General features: G+C 74.0%; 18 protein-coding genes. 9 read left to right on the top strand and 9 right to left on the bottom strand.

From position 1 onward, the window contains the following. Positions 1-82: 82 nt before the first annotated feature. Together AC069T_RS06090 and AC069T_RS06085 are read right to left on the bottom strand one after the other, a co-directional pair. Positions 83-2,308 (bottom strand): acetate--CoA ligase family protein, encoded by a 2,226-nt coding sequence (locus AC069T_RS06090; protein WP_478781573.1) that lies wholly within the window; start codon positions 2,306-2,308, stop codon positions 83-85. A 514-nt stretch (positions 2,309-2,822) separates the two neighbouring features. Then, the gene (locus AC069T_RS06085; RefSeq protein ID WP_478781572.1) at positions 2,823-4,013 is read right to left on the bottom strand and encodes a flavin-containing monooxygenase; all 1,191 of its coding nucleotides are present in this window, start codon (positions 4,011-4,013) and stop codon (positions 2,823-2,825) included. A 269-nt stretch (positions 4,014-4,282) separates the two neighbouring features. Between AC069T_RS06085 and AC069T_RS06080 the strand changes: the two genes are divergently transcribed. From AC069T_RS06080 to AC069T_RS06070, 3 genes are all read left to right on the top strand, one after another. Further along, complete coding sequence (locus AC069T_RS06080) at positions 4,283-4,735, top strand: DoxX family protein (RefSeq protein ID WP_478781653.1); 453 nt, start codon at positions 4,283-4,285, stop codon at positions 4,733-4,735. A 47-nt stretch (positions 4,736-4,782) separates the two neighbouring features. Next, a complete protein-coding gene (locus AC069T_RS06075) occupies positions 4,783-5,205 on the top strand; it encodes a Zn-ribbon domain-containing OB-fold protein (RefSeq protein WP_478781652.1) in 423 nt (140 codons plus the stop codon). A 115-nt stretch (positions 5,206-5,320) separates the two neighbouring features. Continuing rightward, entirely contained in the window at positions 5,321-5,989 is a 669-nt protein-coding gene (locus AC069T_RS06070; protein ID WP_478781571.1) for a GNAT family N-acetyltransferase, read from the top strand. Positions 5,990-6,105: 116 nt separating this feature from the next. Here the strand turns inward: AC069T_RS06070 and AC069T_RS06065 are convergent, their stop codons facing one another. Together AC069T_RS06065 and AC069T_RS06060 are read right to left on the bottom strand one after the other, a co-directional pair. After that, a complete protein-coding gene (locus AC069T_RS06065; RefSeq protein ID WP_478781570.1) occupies positions 6,106-6,762 on the bottom strand; it encodes a pyridoxine/pyridoxamine 5'-phosphate oxidase in 657 nt (218 codons plus the stop codon). Positions 6,763-6,815: 53 nt separating this feature from the next. After that, positions 6,816-8,024: a thiolase C-terminal domain-containing protein gene (locus AC069T_RS06060; protein WP_478781651.1), complete on the bottom strand. Its 1,209-nt coding sequence runs from the start codon at positions 8,022-8,024 to the stop codon at positions 6,816-6,818. A gap of 251 nt (positions 8,025-8,275) precedes the next feature. On the opposite strand from AC069T_RS06060, the gene AC069T_RS06055 reads away from it, so the two are divergent. Next, complete coding sequence (locus AC069T_RS06055; RefSeq protein ID WP_478781569.1) at positions 8,276-9,502, top strand: acyl-CoA dehydrogenase family protein; 1,227 nt, start codon at positions 8,276-8,278, stop codon at positions 9,500-9,502. 268 nt (positions 9,503-9,770) lie between these two features. Further along, entirely contained in the window at positions 9,771-10,292 is a 522-nt protein-coding gene (locus tag AC069T_RS06050) for a nitroreductase family deazaflavin-dependent oxidoreductase (RefSeq protein WP_478781568.1), read from the top strand. Positions 10,293-10,630: 338 nt separating this feature from the next. Here AC069T_RS06050 and AC069T_RS06045 read toward each other — a convergent pair whose 3' ends face one another. After that, positions 10,631-11,266, bottom strand: coding sequence for a TetR family transcriptional regulator (locus AC069T_RS06045; RefSeq protein ID WP_478781650.1), 636 nt, complete (start codon positions 11,264-11,266; stop codon positions 10,631-10,633). Positions 11,267-11,410: 144 nt separating this feature from the next. Here AC069T_RS06045 and kbpA point away from each other — a divergent pair, with 144 nt between their 5' ends. After that, on the top strand, positions 11,411-12,166 hold the full coding sequence (gene kbpA / locus AC069T_RS06040) for an AfsK-binding protein KbpA (RefSeq protein WP_478781567.1): 756 nt from the start codon (positions 11,411-11,413) through the stop codon (positions 12,164-12,166). Positions 12,167-12,386: 220 nt separating this feature from the next. After that, positions 12,387-14,726 carry an outer membrane protein assembly factor BamB family protein gene (locus tag AC069T_RS06035; protein ID WP_478781566.1) on the top strand — a complete coding sequence of 780 codons (2,340 nt, stop codon included), beginning with the start codon at positions 12,387-12,389 and terminating at the stop codon, positions 14,724-14,726. 215 nt (positions 14,727-14,941) lie between these two features. On the opposite strand, the gene AC069T_RS06030 is transcribed toward AC069T_RS06035, so the two are convergent. Beyond that, the gene (locus AC069T_RS06030; protein WP_478781565.1) at positions 14,942-15,715 is read right to left on the bottom strand and encodes a hypothetical protein; all 774 of its coding nucleotides are present in this window, start codon (positions 15,713-15,715) and stop codon (positions 14,942-14,944) included. Positions 15,716-15,846: 131 nt separating this feature from the next. Between AC069T_RS06030 and AC069T_RS06025 the strand changes: the two genes are divergently transcribed. Next, positions 15,847-16,479, top strand: coding sequence for a hypothetical protein (locus tag AC069T_RS06025; protein ID WP_478781564.1), 633 nt, complete (start codon positions 15,847-15,849; stop codon positions 16,477-16,479). 52 nt (positions 16,480-16,531) lie between these two features. Here the strand turns inward: AC069T_RS06025 and AC069T_RS06020 are convergent, their stop codons facing one another. Genes AC069T_RS06020 through AC069T_RS06010 form a run of 3 tightly spaced genes read right to left on the bottom strand, consistent with a single transcriptional unit; the run spans position 16,532 to position 18,930 of the window. Beyond that, positions 16,532-17,311 carry an enoyl-CoA hydratase/isomerase family protein gene (locus AC069T_RS06020; protein ID WP_478781563.1) on the bottom strand — a complete coding sequence of 260 codons (780 nt, stop codon included), beginning with the start codon at positions 17,309-17,311 and terminating at the stop codon, positions 16,532-16,534. Then, on the bottom strand, positions 17,308-17,748 hold the full coding sequence (locus tag AC069T_RS06015; RefSeq protein WP_478781562.1) for a Zn-ribbon domain-containing OB-fold protein: 441 nt from the start codon (positions 17,746-17,748) through the stop codon (positions 17,308-17,310). The genes AC069T_RS06020 and AC069T_RS06015 overlap by 4 nt, the downstream gene beginning before the upstream one ends. A 9-nt stretch (positions 17,749-17,757) precedes the next feature. Continuing rightward, positions 17,758-18,930 (bottom strand): lipid-transfer protein, encoded by a 1,173-nt coding sequence (locus tag AC069T_RS06010; RefSeq protein ID WP_478781561.1) that lies wholly within the window; start codon positions 18,928-18,930, stop codon positions 17,758-17,760. A gap of 111 nt (positions 18,931-19,041) precedes the next feature. Between AC069T_RS06010 and AC069T_RS06005 the strand changes: the two genes are divergently transcribed. Beyond that, positions 19,042-20,709, top strand: a complete 1,668-nt coding sequence (locus AC069T_RS06005; RefSeq protein ID WP_478781560.1) for a FadD3 family acyl-CoA ligase — start codon at positions 19,042-19,044, stop codon at positions 20,707-20,709. Positions 20,710-20,847: the final 138 nt, after the last annotated feature.

Raw genomic sequence — 20,847 nt, 5'->3', positions numbered from 1 at the left:
GCTCCGTTTCGTACGGCGGGTCGCGGCGGCGGTGCCGGCGCGGCGGGCCCGGGGTGGGCCGGCGGGCCGGTCGCGCGGCCGGTCAGTGGCAGACCGCCAGCGCGTCCAGGGCCACGGCGCCCTGCCCCCGGGGCAGCACCACCAGCGGATTGATGTCCAGCTCCGCGATGTCGTCCCCGAGTTCCAGCGCCATCCGCTGCACCCGGAGGATCACCTCGACGAGCGCGTCCACGTCGACGGGAGGGCCCCCGCGTACGCCGTCGAGCAGCGCCCGCCCCCGCAGCTCGGCCAGCATGGTCCGCGCCTGGTCCTCGCCGAACGGCGGCACCCGCACGGCCACGTCCCGCAGCACCTCGACGAGGACGCCGCCGAGCCCGACGGTGACGGTCGGCCCGAAGAGCGGGTCGTGCGTGACGCCCACGACCATCTCGACACCCCGCTCGACCATCTGGCACACGAGTACGCCGTCCAGCGAGATCCCCTCGTAGCGCGCGATGTCGGTCAGCTCGCGATAGGCGTCCCTGACCTGGCTGGCGGAGGTCAGAGAGACCTTCACCAGGCCCAGTTCGGTCTTGTGGGCGATCTGCGCGCCGGACGCCTTCATCACGACGGGGTAGCCGACCAGGCTCGCCGCGCGCACGGCCGCCGCCGCGCTGGTCACCAGCTGCTCGCGCGGCACCCGGATGCCGTACGTCCGCAGCAGCTGCTTCGCCGCGTGCTCGCTCAGCTGCTGTCCCGGACGCATCAGCGCCCGCGCCTTGCGGAAGGAGGGCGAGGGCGTGCGGGGCGCCTCGTCGAAGGGCGAGCGGTACGCGGCGGCGAACCGGTGGTGTTCCAGGTGGGCGCGGACGGCGGTGATGCAGTTGGCGAACGTACGGAAGGTGGCGACCCGCGCCGAGCCGAGCAGGGTCTCGCGGTACGCGGACTCCGTGCCGACCGGCGACCCCCACACCACGCACACCAGCTTGTCCGTCTGTTCCGCCGCGTCCACCAGATCCTGGGCGAGCTTGTCGCTCATCGGCGGGAAGGGCCCGGTGACGGGACAGATCAGCACCCCGACGGACGGGTCGGCGAGGATCGCGTCGATGATCTTCCGGCCCCGCCGGTCACCCACCGGGTGGCCGCCGTTGTCGACGGGATTGGCGACGTTCAGGTACTGCGGTATCCAGGTGTGGAGTTCCGCCTGCTTGGCGGGGGACAGTGTGGGCAGCGACAGCCCGGCCGCCGTCGCCAGGTCCGCGAAGTGCGCGCCCGTGCCGCCCGAGATCGAATAGACGACGACGCCGTCCGCCCGCGGGGTGCGCGCGCGGGCCAGCAGGGCGGCGGTGTCCTGGAGTTCGTCGAGTCCGTCCACGCGGATCACGCCGTACTGCCGCATCGCCGCGTCCACCACGGCGTCGGAGCCGGTCAGCTTGCCGGTGTGAGAGGCGGCCGTGCGTGCGCCGGCCTCGGTGCGGCCCACCTTGACCGCGACGACCGGCACTCCGCGGCGCACGGCGCGGTCGGCGGCGAGCAGAAAGGAACGGCCGTCCTTCAGTCCCTCGAGGTAGCAGGCGATGGCGCCCACCTCGGGACGCTCGGCGAAGTAGGAGATGAAGTCGGCGCTCTCCAGGTCGGCCTCGTTGCCGGTGGGGGCCCAGTGGGAGAGGCGGATGCCCAGCTCCTGGAGGGCGAAGACCGGGCGGCCCTGGTGTCCGGACTGTGTGACGAGCGCGATCGCCGGACCTTCCAGGTCGTCGCGGAACCGCTCGAAGGCGTTGAGGTTGGTGTTGGGCCCGAGCAGCCGCACCCCGGACCGGGCGACGGCGGCGCTGAGGCGGGACTGCGCCGCCGCGCCCTCGGTCCCGGTCTCCGCGAACCCGGACGCGAAGGCGACCGCGAAGCGCACCTTGGCGTCGGCCAGTTCCGCGATCACGGGCACGGGGTCGCCGACCAGGAGCACGGCCAGGTCGACCCGTTCGGGCAGCTCGCCGACGGAGGGGAAGCAGGGGATGCCGAAGACGGAACGGCGGGTGGGGTGCACGGGGTGGAGGCGGGCGCCGACCCGCTCGGCCCACGCGACCAGTTGCCGGGTGATCCCGGCGTTCGGCCGGCCCTCGGAGTCGGAGGCGCCGACGACGGCCACGGACTCGGGACGGAAGAAGCGGTCCAGATCGGGTACGGCGGCATACAGCGGACGGCCGCTGACGTCCAGGTCGTCGGGTTCGGCGGGTCTGCCGTGGACGACCGGTGAGGGTTGCTCGCCGCAGGCGATGACGCGGGCCCGGCGGGAGTCGGTGGTGAGGGTGCCGTGGGTTGATCCAAGCATCGGTCCGCCCGCTCCTGTGTGAGAGCCATTTGACTGACGTAGTGTCAGATTACGTAACTGACGCTCCGTCAGGAACCTTCGTGCAGGCAAAGGCTGTGGGTGGGGAGAGGGGCGTGGGCCGCGGGGACGGCGCGGGTGACGAGGGCGGTGCCGTGGCGGAGGACTCCCGGGGGCCGGGAGTCCCGGGGCCGGGGAGGTGCGTACCGGGTCGGTACCCGCCGTACGCCGGAGCGGAACCCGGCGGAGGACCGCCGTCCGGAAAGGAGCGCCGGGGGGCCGGAACGGGTGGGGTTCGGTTCTCGGGTTCTCGGGTTCTCCGGTTTCCCGGGTCGGGGCCACGCGAGGGGTGTGCCGTGTGCAGGTTCGCGTGTCGGCTGCCCGGCCCCGCGTCAGCCTCCGCTCAGTCGGTGGTTCGGGCAGCGGCTCGCCGCAGTGCGCGGACGCACCACGTCCCCGGGTGGCTCACTGGCGTAGGCCGGTCCTCCGGGGCGGGTTGCTGTCGCCGCCGGTGCTACTACCGGCCGGCGCTTCGGGCGGTCTTGCGGGCGATCGCCTTCGCTATCTTCTGTGCGTCGAGGGCGAGTTCGCGGAACATGCCGCTGATGGGGTTGGTGAAGCCGGTGAAGTACAGGCCGGGAGCGTCCCGCGGGGTGCGGGCGCCGTGGACGACGGGGCGGCCGCGCGCGTCGAGCACGCCGAGGTGACCGACGAGTCCCTCCAGCGCGCGCCGGTAACCGGTGGCGGCAATGATGACGTCCGGCTCGATGCGGTCGCCGTCCGCGAGGACGACCTTGCCGTCCTCGAAGCTCTCGACGGCGGCCACGATCTCGACCCGCCCCTGGCGCACGGCGTCGACGAGACCGACGTCCTGGACCGGGATCGCGCCTTCCCGCACCCGGGAGTAGAGCCCGCGGTCCGGCCGGGGCAGCCCCTGCGCCGACAGGTCGGGCACGCTGACCCGGGCCACCGGGACGGCCAGCCGGTCCACCAGCCGGACCGGCAGGCGGCGTACGAGGATGCCGGTGAACTGGGCGGCCCAGCCGGCCGTCGAACGGCGCACGATGTGCGGTGCCGTGCGCACCGCGAGCCGCACCCGCGAGGCGCCGCCCTCGGCGAGGTCCACGGCGATCTCCGCACCGGTGTTGCCGATGCCGACGACGAGGACGTCCCGGCCGGCGTAGGGGGCGGGGTTGCGGTACTCACCGGCGTGCAGCAGCTCGCCGGTGTACGCGTCGCGGCCGGGCCAGTCGGGCAGCCGGGGGGTGTGGTTGTGGCCGGTGGCGACGACCACGGCGCTGCCGGTCAGCCGTCGGCCGCCGGTGGCGTGCAGCAGCCAGTCGTCCCCCGACCGTTCGATGCGGGACACCTCGACGCCGGTGACGATCTCCAGTTCGTGGTGCTCGGCGTACTTCTCCAGGTAGCGCACCACGTTGTCGCGGGACACCCACCGCCCGAAGGAGCGCGGCATCGCGAGTCCGGGCAGGGCGGACAGGCGGCGCGTGGTGTGCAGGTGCAGCCGGTCGTAGTGGCGCCGCCAGGAGGCCCCGACGCGGTCCGACCTCTCCAGCACGACGGCTCGTACGCCCCGGGCACGCAGTGCGTACGCCGCGGAGAGTCCGCCAGGGCCGCCGCCGATCACGTACACGGGGCGGTCTTCGTGGGACGGCACCGGGCGGGGTGTCGAGGAAACTGTCGAGTCGGCCATGAGCGCGAGCGTAATCACGTCCTGACTTGATGGGTCTCGGTCAAGACCGGAATCGGTTGCGAATTGATCACGGTCGTGGCGAGGGTGGGTGGGGCCGGTGACGCGGGCCGCCCCGCTGTGGCGACGGCGTGTGCCCGAGCGGGCCGTCACGGGGCGCGGGCCGTCACGGGGGCACGGGTAGGTGCCGGGCGCGTACGCCCCTTGCGCGGGCGCCTTCCGATGCGCTGAACTGACGTACCGTCAGATTCCAAGTGGAGGCGTGGATGCCGATGGACACGATCTGGTTCACCGGCGCGCAGTGGCTCGCCGTGCTCCGTGTCGGACTCGGGCTGTGGTGGCTGGAGAGCTGGCGGCACAAGGACAAGAAGGGCTGGTTCGAGCGGGGGACCGGGATCGCGTGGGCGGCGGACGTCGCCTCCAAGCACCGCTGGGACGCCGTCCGCAGCGGCTTCGACACGGTCGTCGCACCCCGGCCCCGGACGATGGCGTACGTCGTCGTCTACGCCGAACTCGCCCTGGGGCTCGGCCTGGTCGCCGGTTTCCTCACCCCGGTCGCCCTGGCCGGCGGCCTGCTGCTGAACCTGCTCTACCTCGTCCTGATGATCCACGACTGGGCCGAGCAGGGGCAGAACGCGATGATGGCGCTCATCTCGGTCGTCGGCCTCTTCGCGATGTCCTGGCAGACCTGGTCCGTGGACGACGCGCTCGGGCTGTTCCTGTGACGGGGGCGAGACAGGCGGCGGGGGCGGCGGCCGGCCCGCCGGGAGCCCTGCGGCCGGACCGGTTCGATCTCCCGGAGGCCGACGCGTTCAGCCGCCCCTACTGGGAGGCGGCGGCCGAGGGACGGCTGCTGCTGCGTTACTGCGCCGCCTGCGCACGTACCCACCACTACCCCCGTGAGTTCTGCCCCCGCTGCTGGAGCGAGGACGTGCACTGGCGGCCCGCGAGCGGCCACGCCACGCTCTACACGTGGTCCGTCGTCCACCGCAACGACCTGCCGCCGTTCCGCGGGCGCACGCCGTACGTCGCCGCCGTCGTCGACCTCGCGGAGGGCCCGCGGATGATGACCGGGATCGTGGAGTGCCGGGAGGCGGCGCTGCGGATCGGGATGGGGCTGGAGGTGACGTTCCGGGCCACGGGGTCGCAGGGACCGGCGGAGGTCTGGATGCCGGTCTTCCGGCCCCGGGGGTGAGTCCGGCTCGGGAACCGGCGGTGCTCACCGGTGGTGCGGGCGGTCGCGCCGACCCGCGTGGGTGCCGGGCCGACCCGGGTGGGTGCCGGGCCGCGGGGCGGGATTCAATGGCTGGATGGCCGACGCGCACGAGCAGTACCCCGCCTACCCCTTCCGCGAGCCGACCGGCCACGGTCTGCGGCTGCGTCCCTGGAACGCCGCCTCGGACGCGGAGGTCAGGGCCTGGCTGCGCGGGCTGTCCGACCCGGAGTTCCAGCGGTGGAACACGCCGCTCAAGGCGGTCCGGGACATCGACGCCGCGCGGGAGTCGCTCCGCACGCGGGCCGAGAGCGCCGTGGACGGTACCGCGGCCTCGTTCTGCGTCACGGACGCCGCGAGCGGGGAGATCCTCGGGCACATCGGGGTCAACGAGATCGACCACGTCATGAGCTGCGCCCGCGTCGGTTACTGGGTGCTGCCCGAGGCGCGCGGCCGCGGGGTCGCCACCCGCGCCCTCGCGACGATCGCGCGCTTCGTCTTCAGTGACCTGGGCCTGCACCGGCTGGAGCTGGGGCACGCGCTCGGGCACGACGTCTCCTGCCGGGTCGCGGAGCGGTGCGGGTTCCGGTACGAGGGGACGCTGCGGGGCGCGATGTTCGAGGCGGGGCGGCAGGACGCCTTCCGGGACGTCCACCTGCACGCGAGGCTCGCCACGGACGCGGAGCCGGAACCGGGGCCGGGGCCGGGGCCGGACCCGGAACCGGGATCGCACCCGGACCCGGAACCGGAGTCCGAGCCGACGTAACCCCGTCACCCCGAACCGGGCAACCGGGCAACCGGGCAGCCGGGTGGCCGCCCGTGGCCGGTCCTCCCGGCCGGTCCTCCCGGCCGGTGCTCATGGCAGTTGCAGACGGCCGGTGCTCACGGCCAGAGCAGCTCCTTTAGCCAGCCGTCCGCAGTGCGGCGGTAGTTCAGCCGCACGTGCCGCCTGCGGGCGTCCCCCTGGAAGAACTCCGCCTCGTCGGGACGGAGCCGGTACAGGGTCCAGGTCGGGGCGGCGGCCTCCGGTTCGCGCTCCGCGTGGGCCCAGGCCGCCTCCGAGGCCCGCTCCAACTCCTCCCGCGCGGGCAGGACCTCGCTGTGCCGGCCCACCAGGGCGGCGGCGAGCGCGCCGGTGGAACGGGCGTGCAGATCTGCCTGCCCCTCGTGCGCAGGCGCGACCGTGACGGGGCCGCGGAGGCGGATCTGACGGCCCTGGGCGGGCCAGTAGAAGCCGAGGGCGGCGTACGGGCGGACGGCCAGCTGGCGGCCCTTGCGGCTGGTCGCGTGCGTCGCGAAGGACCAGCCGTCCGCGTCCGCGCCGTGCAGCATCACCGTGCGGGTGTCCGGCAGCCCGTCCGCGTCCGCCGTGGCGAGGGACATGGTGTGCGGCTCGGTCTGGCCCGCGGCCACCACCTCGGCGAACCAGCGCCCGAACAGCGTCAGCGGGTCCCCGGGCGCCTCGTCCGGCGTGAAGCCGGGCAGGTCGGTGTCCCACACCCGCAGCGATCGCAGCAGCTCATGAAGATCCGGTTCCATGGAGCGAGTATGGCCCGGGGCCCCGCGGGCACCGGTCCCGGCGCCCCCGTGCGTCAGTCCCGCCCCAGCACCACCGTCCCCGAGGAGCAGAACCAGCCGCCGGTCCCGGACGCCACCGCCAGGCGCGGCAGCCCCCCGTCGGCCCTGCGCACCTGCCGCCCCTCGCCCGCCTCGCCGCGCAACTGCCGTACCGCCTCGACCAGCAGGAACAGTCCGCGCATGCCCGGGTGCTGGGCCGAGAGGCCGCCCCCGTCGGTGTTCACCGGCAGGTCCCCGCGCAGTGTCAGCCGGCCCTTCTCCACGAACGCGCCCCCCTCGCCCTTCCCGCAGAACCCGAGGTCCTCCAGCGTCACGAGGGTCATGTAGGTGAAGGCGTCGTAGATCTCCGCGAGGTCCATCTCGTCCGGGCGCAGGCCGGCGCGCCCGAAGGCGAGGCGTCCGCTCACGGCGGCCGGGGACACGGTGAAGTCGGCCCACTCGGACATCGTCGTGTGCGAGACGTGCTCCCCGGTGCCGAGGATCCACACCGGGCCGGTACGGCAGTCGCGTACGTACTCCTCGGCGGCGAGCAGCACGGCCGCGCCGCCGTCGGAGCGGATGCAGCAGTGCAGCTTGGTGAAGGGGTCCGCGATCATCGGGCCGGACAGGACGTCGTCGACCGTGATCGGGTCGCGGAACATCGCCTCCGGGTTGTGCGCGGCGTTCGCCCGTGCCTGGACGGCGACCGCGGCGAGCTGTTCGAGGGTGGTGCCGTACTGGTGCATGTGGCGGCGGGCGGCCATCGCGTACTTGGCGACGAGCGTGTGGCCGTACGGGACCTCGAACTGGAGCGGGCCCCGGGCGCCGAACGAGAGATCTCCGGTGCGGCGGCCCGCCCTGATGTCGGCGCGGGCGGTGGAGCCGTAGACCAGCAGGACCGCGTTCGCGTGGCCTGCCGCGATGGCGTCGGCCGCGTGGGCGGCCATCACCTCCCAGGTGGCGCCGCCGACCGAGGTGGAGTCGACCCAGGTGGGCCTGAGCCCCAGGTATTCGGCGACTTCCGCGGGGGCGAGGATGCCGAGGCCCGCGGAAGCGAGGCCGTCGACGGCCTCGCGGCCCAGTCCCGAGTCGGCCAGTGCGCGGCGGGCCGCCTGGGCGTGCAGTGCGTACGGGGTCGCCGTGTCCACCCGGCCGCAGTCGGCGAGCGCGGCACCGACGATGGCGACCCCGCGCCGGCCCGGGGTGCCGGCCGTCCGGGGCGCAACGGTGCCGCGTCGGGTCACGGCACTGCGTGGGGTGGTGGTGCTGCGTTCGGTGGCGGCGCTGCGTGGGGTGGCGGACACGTATCTGACGGTACATCAGATGCGGCGGGACGCGGGAGGGTGCGGTAACCGCGTGACTTGGGAGGGTGCCGTGCCCCTGGGCTTCTGTCCGGCCCCGACCTAACATGACGGTCCGTCAGGTTCGGTGGCGGGAGATCGGGCCCGGGGGAGGAGCCCCCGGGCCGGGGGCCGCCCCGGGGAGGAGCCCGCCCATGGACGCCCGCTTCACCGCCGAGCAGGACGAGATCCGCCGTACGGTGCGGGAGTTGCTGAACAAGCGCTGTGGTCCCGGGGAGTTGCGGGCCGCCGTGCGGACCCCCGCCGGGTATGACGCGGCACTGTGGGAGACGCTCGCGCACCAGCTCGGACTGCCCGGCCTCGCTCTCCCCGAGGCGTACGGCGGCGTCGGCTGCTCGATGACCGAACTCGCCCTCGCCTGCGAGGAGTCGGGACGCTTCCTCGCCCCTTCGCCGCTGCTGGCCACGGCCGTGCTCGCCGCCCCGCTGATCCTGGCCCTCGGCACCGGTGCCCAGCGCGCCGGCCTGCTGCCCCGGATCGCCGCCGGGGAACTGACCGCCGCTCTCGCCGTGCCCGGTCCCGGCCTCGCCGCCGCCCTCGGTCTGGCCGGCGGCCACCGGGGGGACTGGGCCGGCGGCGGCCGGGCGGGCGGCGTGCAGGCGAGGCGCACCGACGGCGGGTGGCGTCTCTACGGTCAGGTGGCCCAGGTGCTCGACGGACACAGCGCGCGGCTTCTGGTGGTGGCCGCGCACACCGGGGGGTTCGCGCGGTCGCGGACCCTGTTGTTCCTCGTCCGGCCCGCTGCGGAGAGGCGTACGGGCGAGGGGGCCGCGTCCGAGCCGGGCGGGGGGCTCGTGCGGGTGCGGCAGACCGCGCTGGACGGGACGCGGCCCCAGGCCCGGATCGAACTGCGTGACGTGGAAGCCGAGTTGCTCGGGGACGAGGACGCCGACGTGCTCGGCCCGCTCGCCGCCGCCGGGGACGCGGCGGCCGCCGTACTCGCCGCGGAGGCCGTCGGAGCCGCGGACCGTGCGCTGGAGCGGACCGTGGAGTACGTGCGGCGGCGGCAGCAGTTCGGGCGGCCGATCGGGTCCTTCCAGGCGGTCAAGCACCGGCTCGCGGATGTCTATGTGCAGGTCCAGGCGGCGCGGTCGGCGGCGTACTACGCGGCCTGGGCGTGCGGCGCGGGCGGTGAACGGGTGGGCGGCCTGGCGCTCGCGCAGGCGCTCGAGGCGTTGCGGACCGCCGCGTCCGAAGGCATCCAGCTGCACGGAGGCATCGGGTTCACCTGGGAGCACGAGGCGCACCTGTACTTCAAGCGGGCGGCGGGCGACGAGCTGCTGTTCGGGCCGGTGCACCGCCTGCGGGCGCACGCGGCCGACGCGGCACGGCTCTTCGAAGCGGTAGAGGTGGCGGTCTGATGGCCCGGCGACAGGGGAGAGGCGGCGGTCTGATGGCCCGGCGACAGGGGAGGGGCGGCCGTCTGATGGCCCGGGACGCGGGAGAGGCGGCGGTGGCGGACGGCCTGGCGACGCGGGAGAGGCGGTGGGCTGATGGTGCCTCGGGACGTGGGCGAGGTGGCGGCCTGATGGCCCAGCGACAGGGCAGAGCCGGCGGGCTGATGGCGCCTCGGGACGTGGGCGAGGTGGCGCTCTGATGGCCCGGCGACGCGGGAAGCGTGGCGGTCCGATGGCGCCGCGAGGCCGGAGTGGTGGCGATCCGGTCGCCCCGGGCCTCCGGCTGGTGCGGAAGGTGTCCTCGACCAGGGCCTTCGCCCGGATCGCACCGCACGTGATCCCCGCCCTCGACCGAGCCGTGCACCGGCTGACGCGCGGCAGGGTGCTGCTCAGCGCGCGACTGCTGCCGGGCGTGATCCTGACGGCGCGCGGCGCCCGGAGCGGCCTGCCGCGGCGTACGCCCCTGGCCTGCATGCCGGAGGGCCGGTCCGGCGGCGCGCTGCCCGGCAGCTGGGTCGTCGTCGGCTCGAACTTCGGCCGGGCGGGACACCCCGCGTGGACCGCCAACCTGCTGGCGCACCCGGACGCCGAGATCAGCTGGCAGGGCCGGGACGTGCCCGTCACCGCCCGCCTCCTCCAGGGGGACGAGCGGGCGGCGGCATGGCGGGCGGCGCTGGCGTTCTGGCCGCCGTACGCCACGTACCAGCGGCGGGTCAGCCGGGAGATCCGCCTGTTCCGGATCGTGCCGCGCTAGGGCCTGTCGTTTGGATCACGCCGGCGTCGCGGGGTCTGGCACGCACATCTGCGGCGTTGCCGTCGGTCGCCGACGCTCCGCGTCGACTCCCTCCTCCGCCTTGCAGCTGCACGCGCCAGACCCCGCTCGGGCCGGTCAGGACGAACCGTCGGTCACAGCCAGCCTGATCCAAACGACAGGCCCTAGGTCCGGCCGCCGGCGCGGTGGCCGGACCCGCCGCCCCCCCGGCGGCCCTCCGGCACGGGGCGGGACGGCCCCGCACAGCGCAACGGGCGGCAGTCCACACCGGTGGACTGCCGCCCGCTTGACAGGAATTGTGCCGGAAGAGAGGAAGGGTGCTACTTCGTCGGCTTCTTGCCCGTGACGCCGAGGTGCACCAACATCGCCAGGTTCGGCTTGAGTTCAGCCTGCTTGACGCCCCACGTCTGGAAGCCCTTCTGGTGCGAGGCGACCGCGGCGAGCATGGCGACGAGCGAACCGGCCATCGCCGCCGGGTTCACGTCCTTGTCGACCTTGCCCTTGGACTGCAGCTCGGCGACCGTGTCCGTGAGGGAGTTGTTCACCGAGTTCAGGATCTTCATCCGGATCTTGTAGAACCGCTTGTCGCCCTCGGCGGCGCCCAGGTCGACGACGCGCAGGATCGCGTCGTTCCGGCGCCAGAACTCCAGGAACCCGTCCACGAGTTCCTGCGCGGTCTGCCACCCGGCCTTGCCGACCCAGGAGCGCCCTTCGAGCAGTTGGGTCAGCCCGGCGCCCTCCGCGGCCATGTGCTCGGCGATCTCCAGGACGGCGCCTTCGACGTCCGGAAAGTACTGGTAGAAAGTCGCCGGTGACGTGCCCGCCTTCCGGGCGACATCAATGACTTTGACGTCCCGGTAGGGCGAGGAGCTGAGCATTTCGCTGAGGCAGTCGAGCAGTTTCTGCCTGGTCGCCTGCCCACGCCGTCCGGCCACACGGCCGTCGACGGTACGCACTTGTCCTGTCATGCCGTCAGCTTACCGAGGGGTGATCGGAGCGCGATTCGGCCGACTGCAAATGGGGAGTACGGCCATTTCCGGGCCCCGGGACAGGGGTGCGCCCACCGTGCGCGGTGCGTGCGGGGCCGTTAGCTTGGCGGCATGGCCGAATCCACGGCATCTGCCGCATCCGCCGCGTTCGCGGAGGGCGTCCCCTGCTGGACGGACGCTCAGCTCTCCGACGTCGAGGCGGGCAAGCGCTTCTACGGCGAACTCTTCGGATGGACCTTCGAGGAGGCGTACGGCACCCCGCGCACCCCTCGTACCGCCTCCTCCGCGCGGCGCGGCACCTCCGTGTGGGCCCACCGGGACGGGCAGCCCGTCGCGGGCCTCACGCCCAAGCGGGACGGCCGGATGCCCACCGTGTGGACGGTGTACTTCGCCACCCGCGACGCGGCGGCCCTCGCCCGGCGGACCGGGGCGGCCGGCGGGCAGGTGATCACGGGCCCGCTGCCCGTGGACTCCCTCGGCACGACCGTGCTCGCCGCCGACCCCGAGGGCGCCGTCTTCGGCCTCTGGCAGGCCGAAGGGCACCCCGGCTTCGGCCGCCGCCACCAGCAGGGCTCCTTCTGCTGGGCCGAGCTGTACGCCAGGGATCCGTCCGGCTCCTTCTACGAGGACCTCTTCGGCACCCCCGCCCAGCCAGACGTCGGCCGGGCCGCCGTGTCCGACATCTTCCCGGCCGAGATGCCCCCGCACTTCCTCGTCCACTTCGGCGTCCGGGACTGCGAGGACGCGCTGGAGACGGTCCGGCGGCTCGGCGGCCGGGTACAGGCACCCCCGTTCGACACCTCGTACGGACGGGTGGCGGTGGTCACGGACAATCAGGGGGCGTCGTTCGCGGTGATGCAGCGCTGACCGGGCCGCTGCCCGCGTTCCACCATCCGGCCGCCGCTTTGCAGAAGCCGCCCGACATGGTTTTGTCCTGAGACACCCCGATCCGCACCCGGGTTCGCAACCGGTGGCCAGGACAGGAAGAATCGGGGTGCGTGCCGCTGTGGCGGTTCGGTGGTGAGACGCTGCACGGGGCCGTGTTCATACGTGGATGACGCGGCCCGTACGGGGAGGTGGCAGGCAAGTGGTGGATCAGCTGACGCAGCACGATCCGCGGCGGATCGGGCCGTTCGAGGTGCTGGGACGGCTGGGTGCGGGCGGCATGGGGCTGGTCTATCTCGCGCGCTCGGCGTCCGGCCGGCGCGTGGCGATCAAGACGGTCAGGACGGAACTCGCGGAGGACCAGCTCTTCCGGGTCCGCTTCACCCGTGAGGTGGAGGCCGCGCGGGCCGTCTCCGGCTTCTACACGGCGGCCGTCGTCGACGCCGACCCGCGCGCGGCGGTGCCGTGGCTCGCCACCGCGTACGTCCCCGCGCCCTCGCTCGAGGAAATAGTGAACGAGTGCGGGCCGCTCCCGGCCCAGGCGGTGCGCTGGCTCGCGGCCGGTGTCGCCGAGGCCCTGCAGTCCATCCACGGCGCGGGGCTGGTCCACCGCGACCTGAAGCCCTCCAACGTCCTCGTCGTCGAGGACGGCCCCCGGGTGATCGACTTCGGCATCGCGTCCGGGGTCTCCAACACCCGGCTGACCATGACGAACGTCGCGGTCGGCACCCCCGCCTACATGTCACCCGAGCAGGCCAAGGACTCGCGCAGCGTGACCGGCGCCAGCGACGTCTTCTCGCTCGGCTCGATGCTCGTCTTCGCCGCCACCGGCCACGCGCCCTTCCACGGCGCGAACCCCGTCGAGACCGTCTTCATGCTGCTCCGGGAGGGGCCGGACCTGGCAGGCCTCCCGGACGAGCTGCGGCCCCTCATCGAGTCCTGCATGCAGATGGACGCGACGGCCCGGCCCAACCCCGCCGACCTCCAGGCCCAGCTGGCACCGCACCTCTTCGGCTCCGGCTCCGACGACAGCGGTACGGCGTCGGCGTGGCTGCCCGAGCGGGCGGTGGGCCTGATCGAGACGCGCCGCGGCGGCCGTCCCCCGGTGCAGCCCGCCCCTGCGCCGGGCCGCGGCGGCGGAGCCCGGGGCGGCGCCGCGCTGCCACCCGTCCCGCAGCACGCCCCGGCCCCGTCGGCCGTCGGCGCGCCCGACACCGGTCCCGTGCGGCTGGCCGGCGCCCGGGTGCCGATCGGGCCGGGACCGCGCGTCGCCGACGCCCGCGCCGCCGCGGTGAAGGCGCCTCCTCCCGAGGCGGGCCTCGCCGCGTCCTGGTCCCGGCCGCGCCCCGGCGTGAACGGCGCCGACCCGGCACCCGCCGTCGCGCCGCCCGCCCGGGCCCCGGAGTCCCCGTCCGGCTGGCGCCCCTGGCGTTTCCGCATGTCGAACGACGTGTGGGGCACGCCCGCCGTCGCCGACGACCTCGTCTACGTCACCTCCTTCGAGGTCCACGCGCTGGACGTGGCCACCGGCCGGCGCCGCTTCAAGACCCGCGACGTCGCCTGGTCGATGGCGGTCGCGGACGGCCGTATCCACGCCTCCGACGGCCCCACGCTGTTCGCCCTGGACTCCCGCGAGGGCGCGGACCTGTGGCGCCTGTCCACCGACGCCTGGGTCTACTCCCTCAAGGCCGACCGCGGCACCGTCGTCACCGGCACCCGCGGCGGCGGCGTCCAGGCCTGGGAGGCCGCGAACGGCCGCAAGCTCTGGGAGATCACCGGCGCCCAGACGGACTTCGAGACCACTGAGGCCGGACCCGCGGTCCACGACGGCACGGTCTACGTGTGTAAGGACGCGCGGCTGCGCGCCCTGGACTCCCGGACCGGCGAGGAGCGCTGGTCGTACCCCATCGGCGACGCGGCCTCCTGCGGCGGCGTCCCGGTCCGGCTGACCCCGGCACCCGACGGATATGTGTACGTCTCCGCCGGCACCCGGGTCCTCGCCATCGACGTGACGAGCGGCCACGTCCGCTGGCACTTCGAGGCACCCGCGGTCTTCCTCTGCCCGCCCACCTTCGCCCCCGGCCCCGCCGTGACGGGCGGCGGCGTCTACCTCGCCGACTACCTCGGCACGGTGTACGCGCTCGACGCCACCGACGGCCGCGACCGCTGGCGCATCGCGACGGAGTCCCGCGCCTCCGCCGAGCCCGTCCTGGTCGCCGCGGGCCACGTCCACGTCGGCAGCGGCAAGGGCCTCTACACGCTCGACGCCGTCACCGGCACCCCGAAGTGGCGCTTCCAGGCGGGCGGCGACATCGTCGGCGCCCCCGCCGTCGCCGAGGGCCGCATCCACTTCGGCTCCACCGACCATCTCCTCTACACCCTGAAGGCCGACGACGGCCGCCTCCGCTGGAAGCTCGCCACCGGCGGCGAGATCACCGGCGCCCCCGTCGTCAAGGACGGCGTCGTCTACGCCTGCAGCAAGGACAGATGCGTCTACGCCCTGGACGCGGAGAAGGGCACGGGCACAGCGAGAACGACGTGAGGCGCGAGGGCACGTCAGCCCGACCGGCGGGACGGCAACCGGCGTCGGCCGGGCGCCCCGTCAGTACTGATCCGGCGGACGCCGCCACCTGTCAGTGCTGATCCGGCGGACGCCGCCACCTGTCAGTGCTGATCCGGCGGACGCCGCCACCTGTCAATGCTGATCCGGCGGACGCCGCCACCTGTCAGTGCTGATCCGGCGGACGCCGCCACCTGTCAGTGCTGATCCGGCGGACGCCGCCACGTGGCCGTCGGCTCGTCCTCCGCCGCACCCGTGCCGCCGGGCTCCCGCTGCGGCGGCCGGTCCGGCGTCGGATCCGTCGGCCCGGACTGCCAGGACCCGGGCTCCTCCTGGGGCGGGTACTGCGAGGACCGGGGCTCCCCGGCCGGCCCGGACTGCCACGACCCCGGCTCTTCCGCGGGCGCGGACTGCCGTGACCGGGGCTCCTCTTCGGACGGGGACTCCCAGGACCTGGGCTCCTCCTGGTGGCGCGGGGACTGCCAGGACCTGGGCTCCTCCGACGGCGCGGACCGCTCGGACGGCGGCAGCGTCGCCATGCGCTCGCGCCGCCCGTCCCGGCCCCGCATCACGGCCGCGCCGAGCAGCAGCAGCACCCCACCGGCGAGAGCGCCCGCGACACCGGTGCCGAGGCCGTTCCCGTCGCTGTCGACGGTCAGGCCGGACTCGGCCTGACCCACGCGCACCATCCACAGCACGGCGAAGCCGAGCACGACGACGCCCGCGAGGGCGACCAGCAGCCGCGACCGCAGCAGCACCCCGATGACCGCCAGGACCGCCGCTGCGAGGAGAGGGAGGAAGAGCGAGGCGAACAGCCCGGCCCGGGCGTCGCCGACGCCGGCTCCGGAGAACAGGTCACCCACGCGGTAGTACCGGCCGTGACGGCCGTCGTACCAGGCACGGAAAGGGCTCCAGACGGCGGCCGCCGCTCCGAGGAGGGCGAGTACCGACCCGAGAACGTTGCGGACCATCGCGGGCCTCCTCACTGCTCTCGCAACCGACGCTACGCCGCGAAGTGCGCACCCGCCATGCGGTGTGGAGGATGCGCGGCCATCTCTGTCATGCGGTGTGACCGGGAGCGAGCGGTGAGTAGTCTGATCACATGCATACACGGGGGCGCAGTCTCAAATTCGCAGCGGTTCTGGCCATGGTGGTGCTCGCGTTGACCGGCTTCTCGTCGGGGCGCGGTCGCGGCGGCGGCAGCCACAGTGGCGGCGGGGGCGGCGGGGGCGGCGGTTGCAGCAGCTCCAGCCAGAACCACGACAGTTCGTCGTCGTCGACGTCGGGCGGAGGGTCGTACAGCTCCGGCTCGACGAGTTCCGGCTCGACGAGTTCCGGTGACGACTACGACGATGACGACACGTACGGAAGCAGCAGCACCGGCGGAGGCAGCACCAGCGGCGGCTACGACCGGCGTCCGAACCACCGCTCCACCTCCTCCTCGGGCAGCGGCTCGAAGTCGCTGGAGGACGCGAAGGCGCGGCTGCTGAGCTGCGCGACGAGGAAGACTCCGTACGCGACCGTCGAGGTGTCCAACCCGAACGCCCGCAAGGGCACGTTCACGGTGACGGTCGAGTTCCTCGACGAGAACGACATCTCCGTCACCTCCGGCTACGAGCGCGTCACGATCCCCGCGAGCGGCAAGGAGACCGTCCGCGTGAAGGTCGGCGGCTCGGGCCTCGTCGACTCGGTGGACCACTGCGAGGTCGACCCGGCGGCCCGGCCGAGAAGCTGACGCCGGGCCGACCGGACAGCCGGAGCGGACCGACCGAGCAGCCGGGGCGGGCTCACCGCATCCGGTACCCGTCCGGCCGCCGTGCGGCGAACAGTTCGGCCTGCCGCGACGTTGGCAGGTTGCCCAGCGCGATGAGGTGCGGCGCCTGCGCGAACGCGTGGGCGCGCGCCGCCTCCCGTGCCGTCCACAGGGCGCGGACGGTGCCCTGTACGGCCGCGGCCGGGTAGGAGGCCATGACGGCGGCGCACCGCACGGCGGCCTCCAACGCCTCGCCAGAGGCTGTGAGTTCGGACACCAGGCCGATCTCGTACGCCCGGCGGGCGGAGAGCCGCTCGGCGGTTCCCATGAGCGCCGTCCGCGCGGCCTCCCCGTACGGCATCCGGTGCGCCATGTGGACGGCCTCGTACGCGCTGACCATGCCGTACGTCGTGTGCGGGTCGAAGAAGGCAGCCGTCTCGCCCGCGACGACGAACTCCGCCTCGCCCAGCAGGTAGAAGGCGCCGCCGCAGGCCATCCCCTCGACCGCGGCGACCACCGGCTTCCACAGGTCGTTCGCCTTCGGGCCGACCGTGAGCAGCGGATCGTCCGTCATGTAGGGCGAGTCGGGCTGGGGTACGTCCACGCTCCGGTCGATCCCCGTGCAGAAGGCGCGGCCGCCCGCTCCGGTGAGGACGACGGCCCGTACGGAGTCGTCGAGCCGCAGCTCCCGCCAGGCACGGGCCAGTTCGGCGGCGAGTGCGAGGTCGATCGCGTTGAGCTTGTCGGGCCGGTCGAGGGTGAGGACGGCGACGCCGGTGTCCTGGTCGGTGCTCGTGCGCAGGCCGCCGCTCACGGCCGCTCCAGTACCCAGCGGGGCACGGTCATGCCGGTCCCGGCGCCGGTGAAGACCACCTGCACTCGCGCCCCGATCCGGATGCGGCCGGGGTCGACCGAGTCGAGCCGGGCGTCCGGCGCGCTGACCAGGTTCCCGACGAGCCGGATCCGCGGCGCCTCCGCCAGCTCCACGACGATCGCGTTGTACGGGGCCTGCTCCTCGTAGGCCGGGAGCAGCGGCGGATGCGGGACGACGTAGGACCAGATCCGTCCGCGCCCGCTCGTCCTGCGCCACTCGGCGGCGAAGGAGTGGCAGTGCGGGCAGCAGGGGCGCGGCGGGAAACGCGGCTCGCCGCAGCCGGGTCCGGCGCAGGCCTGGACGCGCAGTTCGCCTCGGGCGGCGTACCGCCAGAAGGGGGCGCCGTCGTCGTCGGGGACGGGGGGCAGCAGGGGCATGGCGGCTCCTCAGGTCCTGAGCAGGAGGGCGGAGGTCGGGACGCCTTCCCCGGCCGTGACCAGGCAGGTGGCGGCGCCGGGGACCTGGGCGGTGCTGGTGCCCCGCAGCTGCTTGACGCCCTCGTTGATGAGGTTGAAGCCGTGCACGTACGCCTCGGAGAGGCCGCCGCCGCCGGTGTTGAGGGGCAGCCGGCCGCCGATCTCCAGCGCGCCGCCCTCGGTGAAGGCGCCGCCCTCGCCCCGTCCGCAGAAGCCGTAGCCCTCGAGCGAGAGCGGTACGAGGGGGGTGAAGGCGTCGTAGATCTGGGCGACGTCGACGTCCTCGGGGGTGAGGTCGGCGTGCTTCCACAGCTGCCGGGCGGCGGTCCAGGCGGGGCCGGTGAGGGGGTCGTCGTTCCAGTAGTTGACCATGCCGTGGTGCTGGGCGGGCAGGCCCTGCGCGGCGGAGTGGACGTAGACGGGCCGGTGGCGGCAGTCGCGCGCCCGTTCGGCCGGGACGACCACGCAGGCGAGCGCGCCGTCCGTCTCCAGGCAGTTGTCGAACAGGCAGAGGGGCTCGCTGATCCAGCGGGAGGTCATGTACATCTCGCGGGTCAGCGGGCGCTCGTACATCATGGCGGCCGGGTTCTGGTTGGCGCGGTTGCGGCAGGCGAGGGCGACGTTGAACAGGTGGTCGCGGGTGGCGCCGTACTCGTGCATGTAGCGGCGGGCCAGCATGGCGATCTCGTCGGCCGGTCTGAGCAGCCCGAAGGGCCGGGTCCACTGGGCGGGGGTGGGGAGCTGGACGGTGGTGTTCCGCCACGGGCGGGGCCCGCTGCCCCGTTTGCGCGAGCGCCAGGCGACGCCGACGGTGGCCTGTCCGGTGGCGACGGCGGCGGCGAGATGGGCCACGGTGGCGCACGAACCGCCGCCCCCGTAGCCCACTTTGCTGAAGTGGGTGAGGTCGCCGAACCCGACCGCCTTGGCGACCTCGACCTCGTCCGTCTCCTCCATGGTGTAGGAGGCGAGCCCGTCGACCTCGGCGGGTGCGATCCCGGCGTCGTCCAGGGCGGCGAGGATCGCCCGGCAGGCCAATGCCTTCTCGGATTCGGCCAGTTGCCTGGCGAAGGCCGTCTGTCCGATGCCGACGACGGCGGTGGCGTCCTTGATCCCTGCCGTGCTTCCCGTCCCCTTGCCCGCCATGGGCACACCTCCGCGCGCGGTCACGCCTGCTGACAGGGCGTCAGGCTACAGCTAATCTGACGGTCAGTCAGCTAGCGGTACGTCCGGTCGTCCGGTCAGGGGAGGCGTGCGATGCGCGGGGACCTGGAGTGGGGCAGCATCCCGGGGCTGGTGCGGGCCGCGGCCGAGCGGTACGGCGACGCCGAGGCGGTCGTCGAGGGCCGTACGCGCGTCTCGTACGCGGAGCTGGGCGCGCGCGTGGAGCGGGCGGCGGCGGCCTGTCTGGCGAACGGGGTGCGGGCCGGCGACCGGGTGGCGGTCTGGGCGCCCAACACCCTGGACTGGATCGTCTCGGCCCTCGGCGCCGTGTGCGCCGGTGCGGTGCTGGTCCCGCTGAACACCCGGTTCAAGGGCGCGGAGGCGGCGTACGTGCTGTCCCGGAGCCGGGCCAGGCTGCTGTTCGTGACGGGCACGTTCCTCGGGACGTCGTACGTGGCGTCCCTGCGGCGGGCCGCGGGGGAGGGCGCGGGGCGGGGCCCGCTGCCGGGGCTGCCGCACCTGGAGCAGGTCGTGGTGCTCTCGGACGACGCCCCCGCCGACTTCCGTACGTTCGCGGACTTCCTGGCGAGCGGGCAGCAGGCCGGGGTGGCGGACGTCCGGGCGCGCGGGGACGCCCTCGACGGCTCCTCGCCCTCGGACATCGTCTACACGTCCGGGACGACGGGCCGGCCCAGGGGCGTGGTGATCACCCACGCCCAGACGCTGCGCGCCTACGCCGTGTGGTGCGAGCTGTCCGGGCTGCGGGAGGGCGACCGCTATCTGATCGTGAACCCGTTCTTCCACACCTTCGGCTACAAGGCGGGCATCGTGGCATGCCTCATGCGGGGCGCGACGATGATCCCGCAGCCCGTCTTCGACGTGGACACGGTGCTGGCGAACGTCGCCGCGGAACGCGTCTCGGTCCTGCCCGGGCCGCCCACCCTCCACCAGTCCCTCCTGGACCACCCGTCCCGGGACGCCCACGACCTCTCGGCGCTGCGGCTCGTGGTGACGGGAGCGGCGGTGGTCCCGCTGCGCCTGGTGGAGCGGCTGAAGGCGGAGCTGAAGATCGACACGGTGCTGACGGCGTACGGGCTCTCGGAGGCGAGCGGAATCGTCACCATGTGCCGGCGCGGTGACGCGGCGGCGGTGATCGCCTCGACGTCGGGGCGGGCCGTCCCCGGCACGGAGGTACGGGTGGTGGACGCGTCCGGTGCCGGGGCGGCGGCCGGTTCCCCCGGCGAGGTCCTGGTCCGCGGCTTCAACGTCATGCGGGGCTACTTCGAGGACGCGCCCGCCACGGAGGCCGTGCTCACCCCGGACGGCTGGCTGCGCACCGGTGACGTCGGCGTCCTGGACCCCGACGGCAACCTCCGCATCACGGACCGCATCAAGGACATGTTCATCGTCGGCGGCTTCAACGCGTACCCGGCGGAGATCGAGCAACTGCTGGGCCTGCACCCCGACGTGGCCGATGTCGCCGTCGTCGGCGTCCCGGACGCCCGCCTCGGCGAGGTCGGCAAGGCCTACGTCGTACGCCGCCCGCACGCCACCCTGACCGCCGACGACCTGATCGCCTGGTCCCGCCGCGAGATGGCCAACTACAAGGTCCCGCGCACGGTCGAATTCGTCCCGGACCTCCCCCGCAACGCGAGCGGGAAGGTGGTGAAGGGGGAGTTGCGGGGGCGGGGAGAGGACACCCGCCGACCGCCCTCCGTCCCCGCCGTCGGCGAGGCCGACCGGCCCGGCCACAAGCGCTGAGTCGGGCCCCGTCGCCCCGGACACGCCTCGGGCGCGGGGGGGGGGGTGGGGGGGGGGGGGGGGGGAGGCCCCGCTCCGGGGGGGGGGGTGAGGATTGTTTTTTGTTGGGGGGGGGTTGTGGTGTGTTCCCCCTTCCTC

This window comes from Streptomyces sp. NPDC043867 (assembly GCF_056435845.1).
The sequence above is the reverse complement of the archived record's forward strand: the minus strand, read 5'-3'. Positions and strand labels throughout refer to the sequence as shown.